This window comes from Superficieibacter sp. BNK-5 (assembly GCF_047456055.1).
Taxonomy (GTDB): Bacteria; Pseudomonadota; Gammaproteobacteria; order Enterobacterales; family Enterobacteriaceae; genus Superficieibacter.
Genome location: NZ_CP179893.1, coordinates 2,483,222 through 2,502,477 on the forward strand (window position 1 = coordinate 2,483,222; position 19,256 = coordinate 2,502,477).

General features: G+C 56.5%; 14 protein-coding genes. 11 read left to right on the plus strand and 3 right to left on the minus strand.

What is annotated here, in order from left to right:
* Positions 1–11: 11 nt before the first annotated feature.
* The 9 genes from ACMGGS_RS11870 (at position 12) to ACMGGS_RS11910 (ending at position 13,370) form a co-directional block, all read left to right on the plus strand.
* Entirely contained in the window at positions 12–4,688 is a 4,677-nt protein-coding gene (locus ACMGGS_RS11870) for an RHS repeat-associated core domain-containing protein (protein ID WP_414162825.1), read from the plus strand.
* The gene (locus tag ACMGGS_RS11875; RefSeq protein ID WP_414162826.1) at positions 4,675–5,124 is read left to right on the plus strand and encodes a hypothetical protein; all 450 of its coding nucleotides are present in this window, start codon (positions 4,675–4,677) and stop codon (positions 5,122–5,124) included. Before ACMGGS_RS11870 ends, ACMGGS_RS11875 begins: the two co-directional genes overlap by 14 nt.
* A 471-nt stretch (positions 5,125–5,595) precedes the next feature.
* Positions 5,596–6,315, plus strand: coding sequence for a FadR/GntR family transcriptional regulator (locus ACMGGS_RS11880; RefSeq protein WP_414162827.1), 720 nt, complete (start codon positions 5,596–5,598; stop codon positions 6,313–6,315).
* Positions 6,312–7,325, plus strand: coding sequence for an ABC transporter ATP-binding protein (locus ACMGGS_RS11885; protein ID WP_414162828.1), 1,014 nt, complete (start codon positions 6,312–6,314; stop codon positions 7,323–7,325). Before ACMGGS_RS11880 ends, ACMGGS_RS11885 begins: the two co-directional genes overlap by 4 nt.
* On the plus strand, positions 7,322–8,404 hold the full coding sequence (locus ACMGGS_RS11890; RefSeq protein ID WP_414162829.1) for an ABC transporter ATP-binding protein: 1,083 nt from the start codon (positions 7,322–7,324) through the stop codon (positions 8,402–8,404). Before ACMGGS_RS11885 ends, ACMGGS_RS11890 begins: the two co-directional genes overlap by 4 nt.
* Before the next feature lie 2 nt (positions 8,405–8,406).
* A complete protein-coding gene (locus ACMGGS_RS11895) occupies positions 8,407–9,921 on the plus strand; it encodes an ABC transporter substrate-binding protein (RefSeq protein WP_414162830.1) in 1,515 nt (504 codons plus the stop codon).
* A gap of 18 nt (positions 9,922–9,939) precedes the next feature.
* Positions 9,940–10,881: an ABC transporter permease gene (locus tag ACMGGS_RS11900; protein WP_176916880.1), complete on the plus strand. Its 942-nt coding sequence runs from the start codon at positions 9,940–9,942 to the stop codon at positions 10,879–10,881.
* Between the two features lie 2 nt (positions 10,882–10,883).
* A complete protein-coding gene (locus tag ACMGGS_RS11905; protein WP_414162831.1) occupies positions 10,884–11,759 on the plus strand; it encodes an ABC transporter permease in 876 nt (291 codons plus the stop codon).
* A gap of 9 nt (positions 11,760–11,768) precedes the next feature.
* Positions 11,769–13,370, plus strand: a complete 1,602-nt coding sequence (locus ACMGGS_RS11910; protein ID WP_414166255.1) for a gamma-glutamyltransferase family protein — start codon at positions 11,769–11,771, stop codon at positions 13,368–13,370.
* Positions 13,371–13,491: 121 nt separating this feature from the next.
* Here the strand turns inward: ACMGGS_RS11910 and ACMGGS_RS11915 are convergent, their stop codons facing one another.
* Complete coding sequence (locus tag ACMGGS_RS11915; protein ID WP_414162832.1) at positions 13,492–14,262, minus strand: amidohydrolase; 771 nt, start codon at positions 14,260–14,262, stop codon at positions 13,492–13,494.
* A gap of 93 nt (positions 14,263–14,355) precedes the next feature.
* The gene (gene fadE, locus ACMGGS_RS11920; RefSeq protein ID WP_414162833.1) at positions 14,356–16,803 is read right to left on the minus strand and encodes an acyl-CoA dehydrogenase FadE; all 2,448 of its coding nucleotides are present in this window, start codon (positions 16,801–16,803) and stop codon (positions 14,356–14,358) included.
* A 239-nt stretch (positions 16,804–17,042) separates the two neighbouring features.
* Between fadE and lpcA the strand changes: the two genes are divergently transcribed.
* Complete coding sequence (gene lpcA / locus ACMGGS_RS11925) at positions 17,043–17,624, plus strand: D-sedoheptulose 7-phosphate isomerase (RefSeq protein ID WP_176916876.1); 582 nt, start codon at positions 17,043–17,045, stop codon at positions 17,622–17,624.
* A 38-nt stretch (positions 17,625–17,662) separates the two neighbouring features.
* The gene (locus ACMGGS_RS11930; protein ID WP_414162834.1) at positions 17,663–18,430 is read left to right on the plus strand and encodes a class II glutamine amidotransferase; all 768 of its coding nucleotides are present in this window, start codon (positions 17,663–17,665) and stop codon (positions 18,428–18,430) included.
* Here the strand turns inward: ACMGGS_RS11930 and dpaA are convergent.
* Positions 18,401–19,132 (minus strand): peptidoglycan meso-diaminopimelic acid protein amidase, encoded by a 732-nt coding sequence (dpaA, locus tag ACMGGS_RS11935; RefSeq protein ID WP_414162835.1) that lies wholly within the window; start codon positions 19,130–19,132, stop codon positions 18,401–18,403. The genes ACMGGS_RS11930 and dpaA overlap by 30 nt on opposite strands.
* Positions 19,133–19,256 lie beyond the last annotated feature (124 nt).

Genomic DNA, 19,256 nt, shown 5'->3' on the forward strand with positions numbered 1-19,256 from the left:
GGAGAAGGGAGATGGGAGATGCATTTTGGGCGGCAAGAGAGGGGGATGCGCTGTTGCATACCTCCTTTATGGCGGACATGCTGGGGGCTGCGCTGGAGGTCGCGGCCAATATCCTGGTGGATGTGATAGTGGTGGGGACCATGGCGTTTCTGGCGGGAGTCGAGGTAGCCTCGCTGGGATGTAGTACGGTGTTAATGATCGGTTTTGTGACCGGTGTAGCCATGTACTACGAAGGCTGGAGCGAGAGTATCAGCAATGCCAGTGAAGAGATTGCCAACGCTATCTTTCCTCCAAAGATCGAGGGCCATATCATTAGCGGTTCAAATGATACCTGGATAAACGGTAAACGAGCAGCACGAGCGGCGGCGACGACCGGATCACGTAAAGAAATTGAGGCTCTGGAAGAAGCGGCGCGGCGAAAGGCAGAGGAAGAACAACGCAAAGAGGATGCTAAATCGGCGTGGGATGTGGCGAAGGAATACCTGGAGGCCGCCGGGACGATAGCCACATCCATAGTAACGGCTCCTGTAATGGCTCCTCTTAATCTGATCGATCAGCTCAGTACGGAAGAAGGGCGGGAGGGGTTGTGGGACGATACAAAACACTTTTTCTCTGAGTTATGGCAACCAACGGTTACTGAAGCTTTTCCTGGTTCAACCCCGAAACCGAATGACAAAATCAACTGTGAGAAGCACCCGTCCTCTTTTACGCAGTTCCTGGAACAAAAGCAGCAGGCGCTGATGGATGACCCCGTGGGCACGATACTGGGGGCGCTGAATCCCATCGGGGCGCTGGAAAATGCTTTTCAGGCGGTAAGCGGACTTATCGGCAGTGTGTCGAATCTTTTCAAAGGCGACGAGGAACCCCCTGCGGCGGAGTATATCGCCGAAGGAGCAAGGGATGTACGCATCAACGATCAGCCCGCCGCGCGCAGCGGCGTACGCTGCACCTGTGAGGCGAAGGTAGTAGATGAGCCTGGCGGGGGAGAATTTGTATCGCCCGATGTGCGTATTGGTGGGCCGCTGCTGGTAGTGAGGGACATCAAAAGCGGCAAGTCGCAGATAACACTGGTGGCGACGATAGCCCTGATGTTCCTGCGTCCTGGCAAGGCACTGGCGGAATTGCCCTGTTTTCTGGGAGGTGTAGCACTGGGGATGCTGACCCAGCGCCTGGGAGACGCTCTGCTTAATCCGGTAAATGCCGCCACCGGAGCCAAATACCTGGCGGATGAGGAGGATTTCGATTTCAGCTTGCCCGGCCACTACCCGCTGGACTGGCAGCGGACCTACAGCAGCCGCGATGAACGGACGGAAGGGATGTTCGGACGCGGCTGGAGCGTGCCATATGAGGTAAGTCTGGAGCCTACGCCGGACAGCACGGACGATAATTGCATGACGTATGTTGCCCCTATGGGGCGGCGAATTGACTTGCAGGCGGTGGAGCCGGGGAGCGGTTTTTACAGCCCCGGAGAAGGGCTGGCGGTACGGCGCAGCGAACAAGGCCATTGGCTGATAAGCAGTGACGACGGGGTTTACCGCCTGTTTGAGACGGACCCGCATAACCCACAGCGCCAGCGGCTGAAAATGCTGGGCGACCGTAACAGCAACTGTCTGCACCTGAAATATGACGACCGTGGGCGGCTGACGGAAATCAGCAGTGACCAGCAACGTCCCTGTATCCGGCTGTACTATGAGCTGGCAGAGTACCCGCAGCGCGTGACGCGTATCTTCCGCCACACCCCGGAAGGGGAGCCGAATCAGTTGCGCCGCTACCGCTACGATGAGGCGGGACGGCTGAACGGGGTGGTGGACAGCGCAGGCCAGTACCAGCGCGAGTTTGCGTATGACGACAACGACTGTATGACGATGCACCGGCAGGCAGGTGGCGAACGGTATTATTACCGTTGGGCGTGGTTTGACGGTCCGGACGATAAGGCGTGGCGGGTGACGGAGCACCACACGGACAGCGGGGAGCATTACCGGCTGGACTGGCAGTTAGACCAGCGGGCGCTGACCGTTACCGACAGTCTGGGACGCACGCGCCGCCACTGGTGGAATGCGCAAAACCAGATAACCCGTTATCAGGATGCTTCCGGGCAGGTCACTGAATTTACGTGGAGTGGTGAAGAACGACTGCTGCTGGGGATGACGGACCCGCAGGGCGGACGCTGGCGTTATGTCTATGACCGTCTCGGGCATCTGACGGAGACGCATGACCCGCTGGGCCGGGTGGAGCAGATGCAGTGGCATGAGATATGGCACCAGCCGGTGACGGAAGCGGACGCAGCGGGGGCGGCGTGGAGGTATGAGTACGACAAACGCGGTAACCTGCTGAGCGTGACGGACCCGGCGCAGCAGAAAACGCAGTACCGGTACGACCGTCACGGGCAGTTGGAGCAGATAACGGATGCGCGGGGCGGCAATAATTATCTCAGGTGGAACGAAGACGGCCAGCTGATACGGCACACGGACTGTTCCGGCTCGCAGACGGCTTGGTTTTACGATGCGCACGGACAACTGGAAAGGGTCACGGATGCGGAGGGCAACACAACACGTTACCACCACGACAGCACGGGCAACCTGGTGCGGCGGGTGTACCAGGACGGGAGGGAAGAGCGTTTTTTACCGGATGCGGCGGGGAGACTGGCGGCCTATACCAGCCCGACAGGGCAGATAACGCGCTACCGTCGCGACAGTCTGGGCCGTGTGCGGGTGCGTACCGATTCAATGGGGCGGCAGACGGGCTTTGAGTATGACGCTTACGGCAGGCTGACGGCACTGGAGAATGGGAACGGCGAGCGTTACGGGTTCTGCTACGACGCGCTGGACCGCGTGACGGAGCAGACGGACCTGGACGGGCGGCGGGAGCAGTTTGGCTATAACGCGTTGGGTGCGGTGACGGCGGTGACGTTCGCGACGGGAAGCGCCAGTGAACTGCACCATCGGCTTGAGCGCGACGCGGCAGGCAGGCTGACGGCGAAAATCACGCCGGAAACGCGCACGGAATACCGGTACGACGCGGCGGACCGACTGCTGGAAATCCGCCGCAGGCGACACGATGCGGCGGAAGGCGGGGAGCCGGAAGTTATCCGGTTCAGCTATGACAGCCCGGGGAACCTGCTGAGCGAGGAGACGGTGCAGGGCGCGTTACAGCACCAGTACGATGCGCTGGGCAACCGCACGGCGACCCGGCTGCCGGACGGGCGGACGCTGCGGCACCTGTACTACGGGAGCGGACATCTTCAGCAGATAAACCTGGGGCGGGAGGTCATCAGCGAGTTCACGCGGGACCACCTGCACCGTGAGGTACAGCGAAGCCAGGGGAGGCTGGACACGCGGCGGGTGTATGACCAGACGGGACGGCTGACGCGCAAACTGACCTGTAAAGGAATGCGAGGTGTGGTGCCGGAGACGTTTATCAGCCGGGAGTATGCGTACAACGGCCAGGATGAACTGCTGAAAAAGCGGCACAGCCGTCAGGGGGTGACGGATTATTTTTACGACACGACGGGACGAATAACGGCGTGCCGGAATGAAGCGTACCTGGACAGCTGGCAGTACGACGCGGCGGCGAACCTGCTGGACCGGCGGCAGGGAGAGGCCGGTCAGGCAGGCACAGGCAGCGTGGTGCCGTTCAACCGGCTGACATCATACCGGGGCCTGCATTACCGTTACGATGAACATGGCCGGACGGTGGAGAAGCGGGGCCGCAACGGAACGCAGCACTACCGCTGGGACGCGGAGCACCGGCTGACGGAAGTGAGGGTTATCCGGGGGAGTACCGTACGGCGTTACGGATACGTGTACGACGCGCTGGGGAGGCGGGTGGAGAAGCATGAGCTGGACGCAGACAACCAGCCCTATAACCGGACAACATTTTTATGGGACGGCATGCGGCTGGCACAGGAGTGCAGGCTGGGAAGGAGCAGCAGCCTGTATATCTACAGTGACCAGGGAAGTTATGAGCCGCTGGCGCGGGTGGACAGGGCGGCACCGGGGGAGCCGGATGAGGTGCTGTATTACCACACGGATGTGAACGGTGCGCCGGAGGAAATGACGGACGCTGAGGGGAATATCGTGTGGGAGGCGGGCTACCAGGTGTGGGGGAACCTGACGTATGAAAAAGAGCGCCGGTCGGTACAGCAGAACCTGCGTTTTCAGGGGCAATATCTGGACAGGGAAACGGGGCTGCATTACAATTTACACCGGTATTTTGACCCGGATGTCGGAAGATTCCTGAGCAGTGACCCGACAGGGCTGGCGGGGGGACTGAACCAGTATGCATATGGGCCGAATCCGCTGAGTTGGATTGACCCACTTGGTTTATTAAGATGTGGTCTGACTGGTAATGAAGTTGGCAATGCGTCAAATTTACCTGTTATACGGCCAGGAACTAAAGAATGGCGACAGGCTGTTGAGGCTATTAGGAATGGTAAGAATACTAACTTCAGGGTGGCAAATGAAAAAGATGCTATAGACCTTATTAGTCAGGGCCGTGGACGGATGCAAAAACAAGGCGCTCCTAACGATCCCTATAATGAGATGGGTGGACCTTATAAGAAAGGGTATGAAGTTCATCCGAATGAATCACACACGCAGAACGCACCAGAAAATAATATACCTCATGTCAAATGGAAAGACTGGGAATCAGGAAAATCTAGCGGAGGGAGAGGCCATGTCTTTTTCTAAAGATAAAGATTTTTTTGAAATGTGGCGTTTTGAAGAATGTCCTGCTCTAGTGCGGGCCGTTGGGTGTGGAGATATTACATTATTCAATCAAGAACAGAGTAAAACTCTCTGGTCTATGTTTGTTTCATCGAATGCAAAACATTTGATGAGAATGGATATGAATATATTCTCAAAAATAGAACATTATGATGTCGATTTTGACAAGAAAGAATCTGCTGATGAGTTATTCTGTAACTTTAATAAGTTATCTGGTTATCCTCAATCTGTTTTTTTATTTTTTAGTGAAAAATATCTTTGTGTAACTCCATATATTACCCTGCAAAAATACTGGAATTATTATTTTTTACCATCAGATGAAACAACTATAATTATCACACCCCAAAATAGTCATTTTCTGTTTTCTTATGAAGAACGTTTTTTTATTGTAACTAGATAATTGCTTAAGAAAAACCGGGTAAGAGTTTATCTTCCCGGCTTTTTTATTATTCAATCTCCGTTCAGCACACTAAACAAGCACATCCTTAATTCCCTTAACCACCTGTTTAGCCTGATAAAGCTGCTCGCGCAGTTCCTGCACCTCGTATGTCTTTCACGCACTCCGCCTAAATTAACAAAACACAAACCAAAAATGTGCATTTAATTAACATTTGCACGCATTTAGTGCATTTTGCGCACTAATAACGTGCAATCCCCCACCCGTTTTACTCCCACTCCACCCCTCGCTGTAACCTCCCTGTAAAAAATAACCTTCCCGTAATCAACCCCTTACCCAAAAAATCCAAAAAACTCCCGAACCAATACGTTATTGGTTCGTAAATTGCTTATTCATTAGAGCGATAAGTAAACATCCATACTAATAACTTATTGTTAATAAAAATAAAGCAATGATGAGAGCAGGCGAACCAATATGGAAAAACCGTCACGGTTTCTGGCAAATTCCAGCACCGCGCTTGAACAACTGCGCGGGCTGATCAACCAGCATGAGTCAACACCAGGCGTTCCGCTTCCCACCGAGCGTGAGATGGCGGAAATACTCGGCGTGGGGCGACGCGAAGTTCGCCGTGCGCTGGACGTGCTGGAAGAAGAGGGCCGCATCTGGCGCAAGCAGGGGAAGGGGACATTTATCGGTCCTGCTGCTCCGGTAGAGCCGCTGGCGCTTCAGGGACTGGTGCAGCAAACCAACCTGCTGGAAATTATGGAAGCTCGCCTGCAACTCGAACCCGGCTTAGCCCGTCTTGCGGCGTTACGCGCCACCAGGGAAAACCTCGCGCTGATGCAGCGCATGCTGGAACGTATTAATAAGGTCAGCCCGGACGACCGCGATCTCAACGAATTGTGGGACAGTGCTTTTCACCGGGCTATTGCCGAGGCCGCCGGAAATCGCCTGCTGCTGGGGCTTTTTGACGCCATTGATGCTGTGCGTCGTGAACCTGCCTGGCAGCATCTGCGTGAACTGGCGCGGACGCCCGAACGTGTCGATCACTATAACTCCCATCATCACGACATTATCAATGCGATCGTTCAACGTCAGCCCAACGAGGCGGCGGCCGCGATGCGCGAACATCTGCTCTCCCTGCAAAATGCCCTGATCCAGGCCATTCACCTTGAGGACGATATCACGCTATGACGACGATCCCCTTTAAGGAGTCCAAACCCGTACTGCGCCTGCAAAACCTTAACGTCAAATTTGCCGGTTCGCCGGTCAGCGTGCTGGATGGCATTTCCCTGACCGTCGAGGCGGGAGAAACGCTGGCGCTGGTAGGCGAGTCCGGCTGCGGAAAAAGTATTACCTCGCTGGCGCTGATGGGGCTGCTGCCTGCCAGCGCACAGATTGTCAGTGGCGACATGCAGTTCCGCCGTCACGACCTGCGTAAACTCTCCCCCCGTGAATATGCCGATCTTCGCGGACGCGAACTGGCGATGATTTTTCAGGAGCCGATGACCTCGCTGAACCCCGCCTTTACGCTTGGCGATCAGCTGAGCGAAGCGGTGATGCGTCATCAGAATATTGGCCGTACTGAAGCAATGGCGATTGCCCTGCAAATTCTGGAAAAAGTGCAGATCCCGGCGGCTGAAATGCGCCTGAAAGCGTATCCGCACCAGCTCTCGGGCGGGATGCGCCAGCGTGTGATGATCGCCATGGCGCTGATCAATCACCCTCGTCTGTTAATTGCCGATGAGCCCACAACCGCGCTGGACGTGACGATTCAGGCCCAGATCCTCGCTCTGTTAAATACCCTTAAGGAAGAGACCGGCACGGCAGTTCTGATGATCACCCATGATTTAGGCGTGGTCGCCGAAGTGGCGCAGCAGGTAGCGGTGATGTACGCCGGGCAGGTGGTGGAGCAGGGGAGCGTCGAGGCCATTTTTGCCGATCCGCAGCATCCTTATACCATCGGTCTGATGGGCTCGATCCCGTCTCTTGGCGCACGCAAAGGGCAGCTTTCAACCATACCCGGTTCCGTACCGCTACCCGAAGCAATGCCGCAGGGCTGTCGTTTTGCCACCCGCTGTCCTTTTGCGCAAACCCGCTGCCATGAGCATAAACCTTCCTTACAGACAATGGGCACGAATCATCAGGTCGCCTGTTTCCGTGCGCCGCTGGAACAGCATATCGCGCTGGGAGAAATCGCATGACTATACCGATCCTTGAAGCCCGCGACCTGAGCAAACGCTTTCCGGGGCCGAAAAAACTGTTTACCCCGGCGCGTTATGTGACGGCGGTCGACCGCGTTTCGCTCGCCGTGATGCCGGGAGAAACCCTGGCCATTGTCGGCGAGTCCGGTTCGGGTAAATCGACGCTCGGTCGCCTGTTGCTTCGTCTTCTGGCCGCCAGCGAAGGACGGGTCTTTTATCAGGGTGAAGAGATCACCAGCGCCACCGGCGCACGCCTGAATCAGCTGCGGCGTGAGCTGCAAATCATTTTTCAGGATCCCTTCGCCTCGCTGAATCCGCGCATGACGGTAGAACAAATCGTCGGCGAGCCGCTGTGGCTGCATCAGAACATGAACAAGTCCGACCGTCGCTATCAGGTGGCCGAACTCTTGAAAACCGTCGGGTTGCCCGCCGCATGGGCTGACCGCTTTCCGCATGAATTCTCTGGCGGGCAGCGACAGCGCATCGGCATTGCCCGCGCCCTGGCGTCCGGGCCAAAGCTGCTACTGGGTGACGAGCCGGTCTCGGCGCTGGACGTCTCGGTTCAGGCGCAGGTGGTCAACCTGCTGGAAAGCCTGAAACATCAGCTTGGTCTGACAATGATTATTGTTGCTCACGGTCTGGCGGTGATCCGCCACATGAGCGACCGCGTGGCGGTGATGTATCTCGGGCAAATTGTGGAGCTTGCCACCGTCGATGAAATTTTTGATGCGCCGCTGCACCCTTATACCCAGGCGCTGATTGCCTCCGCGCCGCAAATGCAGCCGGGTATGCAGCGCGATGCGCCGCTGTTACAAGGTGATTTGCCGAATCCGGCCAGTCCACCCAGCGGATGCCGCTTTCATACACGCTGTCCCTACGTGACCGATCAATGCCGCCAGATTGAACCCATTAATCAGGTTCTGAAGGGTGGACGGCAAATTGCCTGCCACCGCTGGCAGGAGCTTAACCGCGATCGCAGCGTGATCCAGATTGCGCCGCCCTCTGCCGCCTTTTTACGTCGCCGCGCGCTGTTTGAACAGGCGGCAACCCACTCCTCTCTTCCAGCAAGGAACTCATGATAATGACAATGCGTAACTCTCTTTTGACCGTACTGGGAAGCGTTATGTTGCTTGGCGCGGCGCTGCCTGCACAGGCAGATAATGTGCTGCGAATTGGTCTGGGTGCAGATCCGGATATGCTCGATCCACATCTGGCGCGGACCTACTATGGCCGATTTGTCTTCGCCTCGCTGTGTGATCGGCTGGTGGACGTGGATGAAAATCTGAAAGTGGTGCCGGGCCTGGCGAAAGACTGGGCGTGGAGCGACGACGGCAAAACCCTGACCATGAACCTGCGTGAAGGGGTGACGTTCCACGACGGCGAGAAATTTGATGCGGCGGCGGCCAAATACAACCTCGACCGGGCATTAACGCTAAAAGGTTCGCTGCGCAAAAGTGAAATCTCCTCTATCGAATCGGTGGAAGTGACCAGCCCGACGCAAATCGTCCTGCATCTGAAAACGCCGGACGCCGCACTGCTGATGCAGTTGACCGATCGCGCCGGGGCGATGCTGGCACCGGAAGCTGCCAAAAAACCTGACTTTGCCGCCCATCCGGTCTGCTCCGGTCCGTACAAATTTGACAGCCGCGTGTCTCAGGATCGCATCGTACTAAGCCGTTTCGATAATTACTGGAACAAAGGCGCGTATCACTTCGACAAAATTATCTATCTGCCGATCCCGGATGCCTCGGTGCGGCTGGCTAACCTGCGCGCGGGCGATCTGGATCTCACCGAAGGCATTGCCGCCAGCGACGTAAAAACCGTTGAGGCGGACAGTAAACTGGCGCTCGCCAAAGTCACCGGCCTCGGCTATCAAGGCATTACCTTCAATATCAATAACGGCAAGGTTCCGGCTATCGATCCGTTTAAAGATGCCCGCGTGCGCGAAGCCTTTTCGCTGGCAATCGACCGTGACGCGCTGAATCAAGTGGTGTTTGAAGGGTTATACACGCCATCAAACCAGGCGTTCTCGCCGGTAAGCCCTTATCACGTAAAAGTGCCGGTGCCGCAACGTAATGTGGAAAAAGCGCAGGCGCTGCTGAAAGCGGCCGGCGTGACCACGCCACTGAAGGTTAACCTGCTGGTGCCGAACAACCCGACATCACAGCAAGTCGGCCAGGTATTGCAGGCGATGGTCGGCGAAGCTGGCTTTACCCTTAACCTGCAAATGACCGAATTCGCCACGCTGCTCGACCGTCAGCAGAGCGGTGATTATCAACTGAGTTTCTCCGGCTGGTCTGGTCGCCCGGATCCGGACGGCAGCATCTACAGCTTTATTAACAGCAAAGGCACCCTCAACGATGGCCGATACAGCAATGCGCAGGTTGACGAATGGCTGGCCCAGGCGCGCCTGAGCAACGATCCGGCCGTGCGCCAGCCGCTGTACGACAAGGTGGTGAAACAACTGCAAACCGATATGCCGATTGCTTATCTCTACTTTGAACCGCGCATTTTTGGCCTGAATAAAAAAGTGCAGGGCTTTAAACCTTACCCGGACGGCATTGTGCGTGTAGCGGGTCTGACGCTGGCGCAATAACCGGCGCGAGGAGAAACCATGCTGGAACTGATTTGCAAACGGCTGTTGCTGGCAATCCCCACCTTATTGCTGGTGAGCATGATGGTCTTCGGCCTGCAAAAACTGCTGCCCGGCGATCCGCTGATCGCCATGGCGGGTGAGGAGCGTGACCCGGCGGTCATTGCCCAGCTTCGTGCGGAGCTGAACCTGGACGCGCCGATACCGGTGCAGTACTACAACTGGCTGACCCGTGCGCTGCAGGGTGACCTCGGTTCGTCATTGCGCACCCACGAGCCGGTGACGCAGCTTATTGCCAGCAAACTGCCGGTGACGGTGGAACTGTCGCTGCTGGCGATGATCATCGCGCTGGTGTTCGGTATCAGCATGGGGATCCTCGCGGCGGTCAACAAAAATAGCTGGGTCGATCACGGGGCTAACTTTGTGGCGATCTCGGGGATCTCAATACCGCATTTCTGGTTAGGGATCCTGCTGATCCTGGTGTTTTCCGTGAATTTGCAGTGGTTACCTGCGTCAGGCTATGTGCCGTTTAGCGAAGATCCGCTGCAAAACCTGCGCACGCTGCTGCTTCCGGCATCGGTGCTGGGGACAGGATTGGCGGCAACCCTGATGCGTCATACCCGCGCCTCAATGATTGCGGTGCTGAAAGCTGATTACATCCGCACCGCGCGGGCAAAAGGGCTGCTGCCAAAAGCAGTGATTTTAAAGCACGCCTTCCGCAACGCGCTGGTGCCGGTAATCACCCTGACCACTTTGCTGTTTGGTGAGTTGTTGGGCGGCGCGGTGTTAACCGAACAGGTTTTCACCATTCCGGGCTTCGGCAAGATGATCGTCGATTCCGTTTTTAACCGTGATTATGCGGTGGTGCAGGGTGTAGTGCTGATTGTGGCCATTGGCTTCTTGTTGCTCAACCTGCTGGCGGATGTGCTTTACGTGCTTATCAACCCGAAAATGCGAGGCTAATTATGGCGGAACTCACAACGCAAAACGTGGCGCTGACAACACCGCGCGCGCAAAACCGGGTGCTGAAAAAATTCCTCGCCAATAAAAGCGCGATGATCGGCGCGATTGTGGTCGGTATCTTCGTGCTGATTGCGCTGCTGGCACCGTGGATCGCCCCGTTCGATCCGGTCAAAGCTAACTTCCTGACGGTGCGTAAACCGCCGTCAGAGCTTTACTGGTTCGGCACGGATGAACTGGGGCGCGATATTCTCTCGCGCATTATCTGGGGCGCGCGTACCTCGCTAATGGCGGGCTGCGTGTCGGTGATCATCGCGGTCGTCATCGGCGTGCCTCTCGGGCTGGTGGCGGGCTATTTCCAGGGGATCTGGGACGGGGTGATCTCGCGTTTTATTGAGGCGCTGCTGGCTTGTCCCTTTTTGATCATGGCCATCGCCCTGGGCGCATTTCTCGGGCCGAGCCTGAGCAATGCGATGATCGCTATCGGACTTTCCGCCATGCCGATCTTCGCCCGTCTGACGCGTGGGCAGGTGATCGCGATCCGTAACGAAGAGTATATCGACGGCGCGCGGGCCATCGGCCTGCCGGACCGCTGGATCATCGTGAAATACGTATTGCCGAATGTGATGTCGCCGATCCTCGTGCAGGCCACACTGGCGATTGCCTCAGCCATCATCGCCGAAGCCAGTCTCTCTTTTTTAGGGCTGGGACAGCAACCGCCCAACCCCTCGTGGGGGTCCATGCTTAATACGGCGAAAGGATTTCTCGAACAGGCACCGTGGATGTCCGTTTTCCCCGGCGTTGCCATTTTCCTGGCGGTGCAGGGCTTTAATCTACTCGGCGACGGGCTGCGCGACGCGCTCGATCCGCGCCACGACTAAGGAGTCATGATGACCAAAGCGCTTGATTTTTCTACCGGTTACGCTTCACGACGCCCGCCGATGTTCGGTCATAATGCCGTGGCGACGTCTCAGCCGCTGGCGGCACAGGCCGGGATGCGAATGCTGCAACTGGGCGGCAATGCGGTGGATGCGGCTATCGCCACGGCGATGGCGCTCACGGTGGTAGAGCCGACAGGCTGTGGTATCGGCAGCGATGCGTTCGCGATTATCTGGGATGGGGAAAAGCTGCACGGCCTGAATGCCTCCGGGCGTTCACCGGCGAGCTGGCATGCCGACCTGTTTGCCGGTAAAACGGCGGTGCCGGAAATCGGCTGGGACGCGGTAACCGTACCTGGCGCGGTCTCCGGCTGGGTAGCGCTGGCGGAGCGTTTTGGCACGCTGCCGCTGACTACCCTGGCGCAGCCTGCGATTGACTATGCCCGTAACGGCTTTCCGGTATCGCCGCTGATCGGTCATCTGTGGCAGCGCGGCTATAACAAACTGAAAGATCAGCCGGGCTTCAGCGCCTGCTTTGCCCCGGAAGGGCGTGCGCCGCGCATCGGGGAAATTTTCCGTAACCCGGCGCAGGCGAAAACCCTTGAACTGATTGCGCAAACCAAAGGTGAAGCATTTTATCGTGGCGAACTGGCGCAGAAAATTGCTGCTTTTGCGCATGAGCATGGCGCGCACCTGACGGCACAAGATCTGGCAGATCATCGCGTCGACTGGGTCGAACTGTTGTCGCGCGATTTTGCTGGCGGATCGGTGCAGGAACTGCCGCCGAACGGGCAGGGGATCGCCACGCTGATCGCGCTCGGGATCCTGGAGCAGTGCGATATCGGCCGCTACGATCCGGACTCGGTGCAGTCGCTGCATCTTTCCATTGAGGCGATGAAACTGGCGCTGGCGGATCTCGATCGCTACGTGGCGGACGAAGTGCACATGGAGTTTGCCGCCAAAGAGCTGCTCAGCGACGCCTATCTGAAATCCCGTGCCGCGCTGATCGACCCGGATCGCGCCTCTGATTTCACCTACGGTTCGCCGACGCAAAGTGGGACGGTGTATGTCTCTACCGCCGATGCCAGCGGCATGATGGTGTCGTTTATTCAGTCAAACTTTATGGGCTTTGGTTCCGGCGTCGTGGTGCCGGATACAGGCATCAGCCTGCAAAACCGCGGCTGCGGTTTTGTACTCGACCCGAATCATCCGAACGCGCTGGCGGGCAGCAAGCGACCGTTCCACACTATCATTCCGGGTTTTGCAATGGGCGGCGACGGTAAACCACTGATGTCGTTTGGCGTGATGGGCGGACCGATGCAGGCGCAGGGGCATATGCAAATGGCGTTGCGCATTATGCTGCACGGGCAAAATCCGCAGGCGGCGATTGACGCGCCGCGCTGGCGTGTGGTGCAGGGGAGAGAAGTGATTGTCGAATCGACCTTCAGCCGCAACGTCATTGCCGGGCTGCGTGAACGTGGGCATCAGATTACGGTGGAAGATCCGTTACAGGATTATAACTTCGGCGGTGCGCAGGTGATTTACCGGATGCCGGAAGGGCACTACGTGGCGGCGTCCGAAAGCCGCAAAGATGGTCAGGCGCTGGTCAGCTGACGCTAATGCCCGGTGGCGCTGCGCTTACCGGGCCTACGAATTTTCATAAGTTGCTGATGTAATAGGTTTTTTATGCGTCCGTAGGCCGGGTAAGGCGAAGCCGCCACCCGGCATTTTTGACTCACCCAAGGCTAAACGGGTCCGCATCCTGCCAGGCAGGAAACTTCTCCCGATACTCCTTCAGCGCCGTCAGCGACAGCTCGGCGTCAATCCGCGTTGCCTGATGTGGCTCAGCGGTGGCGAGGATCTCACCCTGTGGGGTGATCACCCGGCTATCCCCACGATAATGGTGGCCGTTACCATCGGTGCCGACGCGGTTACAGCCTGCGACATACGCCTGGTTCTCAATGGCGCGCGCTACCAGCAGCGCCTGCCAGTGCAGGGAACGCGGCGCGGGCCAGTTGGCGACATACAGCGCCAGATCGTAATCATTACGGTTGCGTGACCACAGCGGGAAGCGCAGGTCATAGCAGACCAACGGCAAGATCCGCCAGCCTCGCCATTCAAAAATAACGCGCTCGCTGCCCGCTTCATAATGACGATGTTCCTCCGCCATGCGGAACAAATGGCGCTTATCGTAATAGTGAACTTTCCCGTCCGGCTCCACCAGCAGGAAGCGGTTCACCGGGCCGCGTTCGCTTTGCAATGCGGCACTACCGGCAATCAGCGCGTTAGTTTGTTGAGCTTTAGTATGCATCCAGGCCAGCACGTCATCCTGCGCCAGCGATTGCTGCGCGGCCTCCATCGCAAACCCGGTGGTAAACATCTCCGGCAGCACAATGATATCGCGCCCGGCGATCCCTTCCAGTTGGCGATCGAAATGGCGCAGGTTAGCCGGACCGTCCATCCAGACCAGCGGTTGTTGCAACAGGGTAATTTTCAGGCCAGGCACGATCGTACTCCTCGTTTTACAGCATCCAGTCACTCTAGCATGGCATAAAAAATAAAAAACCCCGCCTGAGCGGGGCTGATAAGTGAGTGAACGTTATGCCGCTTCAGGCTTACGCAACTTCACCGGCGGCTTTTTTACCGGCTTAGTCGCCAGCGCATCAGGCTCAAAATCATCCACATTAATGCTGCGCAAGCGGCTCTCTTCCGCCTTGTTCAGCAACTCGGCCTCATCCTGATTGATAAGCCCTTTAGACAGCGCATTTTTCGCCAGTTCGTCCAGACGGGTAAATGGCAGATTTTTACCCAGCTCTTTACAGATGCGCTGGTGGATGGGATCGGCGGCCATCACATCGCGCAGCGCCGCTTCCAGCAGCCCTACCGGATTATGCTCGTCCGGCGTCAGATACTGACCGCGACCGATACGTGCACGGGTAGCGCACGGCGTTTGCAGGATCTGGGCAACTTTATGATCCAGCTTATCGGATGGCGCATCATAGTGGCGACCTGTCGGGAAAATCGTCGCGCCCAGCAGCCCGGCCACCGCGCGATTCGGGAAGTTGCGCAGCAGTTCGCCGATGGCGATTTCAGCCTGATTCAGCGCATCCTGCACGCCCCAGTGCACCAGCGGCAGATCCGCTTCGTGGCGACCTTCATCGTCATAACGTTTCAGTACAGCGGAAGCGAGGTAAAGCTGGCTAAGTACGTCGCCCAGGCGGGCGGAAATGCGCTCGCGACGCTTCAGGCTACCGCCCAGTACCGCCATTGACACATCTGACAGCAAGGCCAGGTTGGCGCTCAGACGGTTAATATGCTGGTAATAACGTTTAGTCGCATCCTGCGCCGGCGACGCGCTGGTAAGCCCACGCGTCAGCCCCAGCCAGAAACTCCGCATCACGTTAGAACCGACATGGCCGATATGTTTAAACAGCAGAGTATCAAACGCGTCGGCATCGTTATTCTGCGCGGCGGCCATCTCATCCAGCACGTAAGGATGGCAGCGGATCGCCCCCTGACCGAAGATCATCATGCTGCGGGTCAGGATATTCGCGCCTTCAACGGTAATCGCAATCGGTGCGCCCTGATAGGCACGCGCCAGGAAGTTGCCTTCGCCCAGCATAATGCCTTTACCGCCGGTGATATCCATAGCGTCAATAATCGAGCGCTGTCCGCGATGGGTGCAGTGGTACTTCACGATAGCAGACAGCACGGCGGGTTTTTCACCCAGCATAATGCCGTAAGTAATCAGCGACGCCGCCGCATCCATGACATAGGCGTTACCGGCGATACGTGCCAGCGGCTCTTCGATACCTTCCATTTTGCCGATGGAGACTTTGAACTGACGGCGAATATGGGCGTAAGCACCGGTCGCCATCGCCGCTGACTTCAGGCCGCCCGTCGAGTTGGAAGGCAGGGTGATCCCGCGTCCAACGGACAGACACTCAACCAGCATACGCCAGCCCTGACCGGCCATTTTTGGCCCGCCAATGATGTAATCAATCGGGACAAACACGTCCTGACCGCGGGTTGGCCCGTTTTGGAACGGCACGTTCAGCGGGAAGTGACGGCGACCAATCTCAACGCCCGGCGTGGTGGTGGGGATCAGCGCGCAGGTGATACCGAGGTTCTCTTCGCCGCCCAGCAGTTTATCCGGATCGGTTAACTTAAAGGCCAGACCCAGTACGGTAGCGATAGGGGCTAGTGTAATGTAGCGCTTGTTCCAGGTCAGGCGCATACCCAGCACCTGCTCGCCCTGCCAGTCGCCCATACAGACGACGCCGGTATCAGGAATGGCACCCGCATCGGAGCCAGCTTCCGGGCTGGTCAGCGCAAAGCAAGGGATCTCCTGGCCACGGGCCAGACGCGGCAGGTAATGATTTTTTTGCTCTTCAGTACCGTAATGCTGTAACAGCTCGCCCGGCCCTAAAGAGTTTGGTACCCCGACGGTAATGGCCAGGATCCCGGAAACGCCTGACAATTTTTGCAGCACACGAGATTGTGCATAAGCGGAGAATTCCAGACCGCCGTACTCTTTCTTGATAATCATCGCGAAGAAGCGATGCTCTTTCAGAAACGCCCACAGTTCCGGCGGCAGGTCGGCCAGTTCATGCGTGATCTCGAAATCATTCGCCATACGACAGGCTTCTTCCGTCGGGCCATCAATAAAAGCCTGTTCCTCTGCGGTCAGATGCGGCTGCGGATAGTTGTGCAGCTTTTTCCAGTCCGGCGTGCCGCGGAACAAATCGCCTTCCCACCAGGTTGTCCCCGCGTCAATCGCCTCTTTTTCCGTTCGCGACATTGGCGGCATCACTTTACGGAAACTGCGGAATGCCGGAACGGAAATCATTGATTTGCGTACCGGTTTCAGGTTAAACGGCAACAGAATCAACGCCACCGGCAGCAGCATCCATAGAGACCAGATGCCAGCCGCGCCAATTGCCGCCGTCCATACGAGTAAAATCAGGCTGCTTAGCACTAAGCTGACCCGGTGATAGAACAGCGCGCCGATCAGCACAACGGTTGCAACAATACTCAAAATCATCATAAAGAAAAGCTCCCTGGCTTGTAGGAGGTCTGACCACTTGTGATGATATGGTTGTAGTGGATGTTATTTTTTTTATCAATGTATTTACAATATAATTACAACCTCGCTCACATTGTTGCCGTTTTTCAGCGCACGGAAAATCAAAACAGACGGGAATCGCACCGGCTTCTGCTTCCCGCTTCTGGTGCGATTGGGTACACTGCATAGTGTCATTTTTATAAAAGCTGAAGGATATCCTCATGTACCAGGATCTGATTCGTAATGAATTGAACGAAGCGGCGGAAACGCTGGCTAACTTTCTGAAAGATGAAGCCAATATTCACGCGGTGCAGCGCGCGGCAGTGCTGCTGGCCGACAGCTTCAAGGCGGGCGGAAAAGTGCTCTCCTGCGGCAACGGCGGCTCTCATTGCGATGCGATGCACTTTGCGGAAGAGCTGACGGGACGTTACCGTGAAAACCGTCCGGGCTACCCGGCGATCGCCATTTCCGACGTCAGCCACATCTCCTGCGTGAGCAACGATTTTGGCTATGATTATATTTTCTCCCGCTACGTTGAAGCAGTGGGGCGTGAAGGCGATGTGCTGCTGGGGATTTCTACTTCCGGTAACTCTGCGAACATCATTAAGGCTATTGAAGCCGCTCGCGAGAAGGGAATGAAAGTGATTACCCTGACCGGGAAAGACGGCGGTAAGATGGCAGGAACGGCGGATATTGAAATTCGCGTGCCGCATTTTGGTTATGCCGATCGCATTCAGGAAATCCATATCAAAGTCATTCATATCCTGATCCAGCTGATCGAAAAAGAGATGGTTAAAGCCTGATGTTGCGGGGCGACCCGCACTGTTGTATGAGGTGAGCTATGTGTGAATTGCTCGGGATGAGCGCGAATGTGCCAACTGATATCTGCTTTAGTTTTACCGGGCTTGTACAGCGCGGGGGAGGCACCGGGCCGCATAAAGACGGCTGGGGCATTACCTTTTACGAAGGCAAAGGTTGTCGTACATTCAAAGATCCGCAACCGAGCTTTAACTCACCGATCGCCAGACTGGTGCAGGACTATCCGATTAAGTCCTGCTCCGTGGTAGCGCATATTCGGCAGGCCAACCGGGGTGAAGTGGCGCTGGAAAACACGCACCCCTTTACCCGCGAGCTGTGGGGACGCAACTGGACCTACGCGCACAACGGGCAGATGACGGGGTATAAATCGCTTGAAACGGGGATGTTTCGTCCGGTGGGTGAGACCGACAGCGAGAAAGCATTTTGCTGGCTGCTGCACAAACTGACTCAGCGCTATCCGCGCACGCCAGGCAACATGCTGGCGGTATTTAAATATATTGCGAGTCTTGCCGGAGAAATGCGTCAGAAGGGCGTTTTTAACATGCTACTGTCAGACGGGCGTTATGTGATGGCATTCTGCTCGACGAATTTGTACTGGATCACCCGTCGCGCGCCGTTTGGGCTGGCAACGCTTATCGATCAGGATATGGAAATTGATTTTCAGCGGGAAACCACACCGAACGATGTGGTCTCCGTGATCGCGACTCAGCCCTTAACGGGCAATGAAACCTGGCAAAAGATTATGCCAGGCGAGTGGGCGTTATTTTGCCTCGGTGAGCGAGTAGTTTGACGCCAACTGCGGATGCACAATCTCGTGGCTCAGTGGCTTGCTGACCACGTAGCGGCCATCAACGACAGACACCATTGGCGGCTGCTGAGTCAGCGCAAAGTAATCGTAGCCGGGTTTCAATTGCTTCCAGAAATCGCTATAGGCGGAATACTTATGCCGCTGCATATTGGCATCGGTCATGCGGAACGGATAGATGCTGACCTGCACCACCGGCTGACCAAACACCAGCGCTCCGGTAACAAACTGGAAGATCTCATCAATGCCGGAATCGGTCATAGCATAGCAGCCGATAGACACGCAGTTTCCGTGGATCATCAGATACTTGCCTTCATAACCGTGCACGCGATCGTAAGCGTTCGGAAAACCAATGTTAATGGCTTTATAGAAGCGACTGTCGGGTTTTAGCTGGCTACGTTGTACGGTGTAGAACCCTTCAGGACTCTTGAAGTCGCCCTGACGCTGCTTAGGTCCCAGCCCGCCGGAATACTTGCAGATGTTGTAGCTATCAAGGAGCTGATACTTCTCGCCCATCTTGACGTAGAGATCGAGGGTGCGCTCTTCTTTAAAGATCTGGATGTAAACCGGCGACCCCATTAACTGCTGCTTATACTCTTTGTTCACCGGCGCTGCTGAACCGGTCAGGCCGGCAAAAGAGACACACGGCATCAGAAGCATCGCAAGAAAAAATGCGATTATGCGCATACTGCTTGTTCCTTGATAAACGTTACCACATTGCCAGAACGGCAAAAGAGACCCGAAATCAGACTTATCTGGATTAGGAGCGCTCACATTAGCACCACCGTATTTTTTCGCAAGCCTGACGTGC

Bases quoted from the DNA above. Each gene is read 5' to 3' on its own strand.
- ACMGGS_RS11880 (WP_414162827.1), top strand. From the start codon at position 5,596: ATGGAAAAACCGTCACGGTTTCTGGCAAATTCCAGCACCGCGCTTGAA.
- ACMGGS_RS11930 (WP_414162834.1), top strand. From the start codon at position 17,663: ATGTGTGAATTGCTCGGGATGAGCGCGAATGTGCCAACTGATATCTGC.
- ACMGGS_RS11870 (WP_414162825.1), top strand. From the start codon at position 12: ATGGGAGATGCATTTTGGGCGGCAAGAGAGGGGGATGCGCTGTTGCAT.
- ACMGGS_RS11875 (WP_414162826.1), top strand. From the start codon at position 4,675: ATGTCTTTTTCTAAAGATAAAGATTTTTTTGAAATGTGGCGTTTTGAA.
- lpcA (WP_176916876.1), top strand. From the start codon at position 17,043: ATGTACCAGGATCTGATTCGTAATGAATTGAACGAAGCGGCGGAAACG.
- dpaA (WP_414162835.1), bottom strand. From the start codon at position 19,132: ATGCGCATAATCGCATTTTTTCTTGCGATGCTTCTGATGCCGTGTGTC.
- ACMGGS_RS11910 (WP_414166255.1), top strand. From the start codon at position 11,769: ATGACCAAAGCGCTTGATTTTTCTACCGGTTACGCTTCACGACGCCCG.
- fadE (WP_414162833.1), bottom strand. From the start codon at position 16,803: ATGATGATTTTGAGTATTGTTGCAACCGTTGTGCTGATCGGCGCGCTG.
- ACMGGS_RS11895 (WP_414162830.1), top strand. From the start codon at position 8,407: ATGACAATGCGTAACTCTCTTTTGACCGTACTGGGAAGCGTTATGTTG.
- ACMGGS_RS11890 (WP_414162829.1), top strand. From the start codon at position 7,322: ATGACTATACCGATCCTTGAAGCCCGCGACCTGAGCAAACGCTTTCCG.
- ACMGGS_RS11905 (WP_414162831.1), top strand. From the start codon at position 10,884: ATGGCGGAACTCACAACGCAAAACGTGGCGCTGACAACACCGCGCGCG.
- ACMGGS_RS11900 (WP_176916880.1), top strand. From the start codon at position 9,940: ATGCTGGAACTGATTTGCAAACGGCTGTTGCTGGCAATCCCCACCTTA.
- ACMGGS_RS11885 (WP_414162828.1), top strand. From the start codon at position 6,312: ATGACGACGATCCCCTTTAAGGAGTCCAAACCCGTACTGCGCCTGCAA.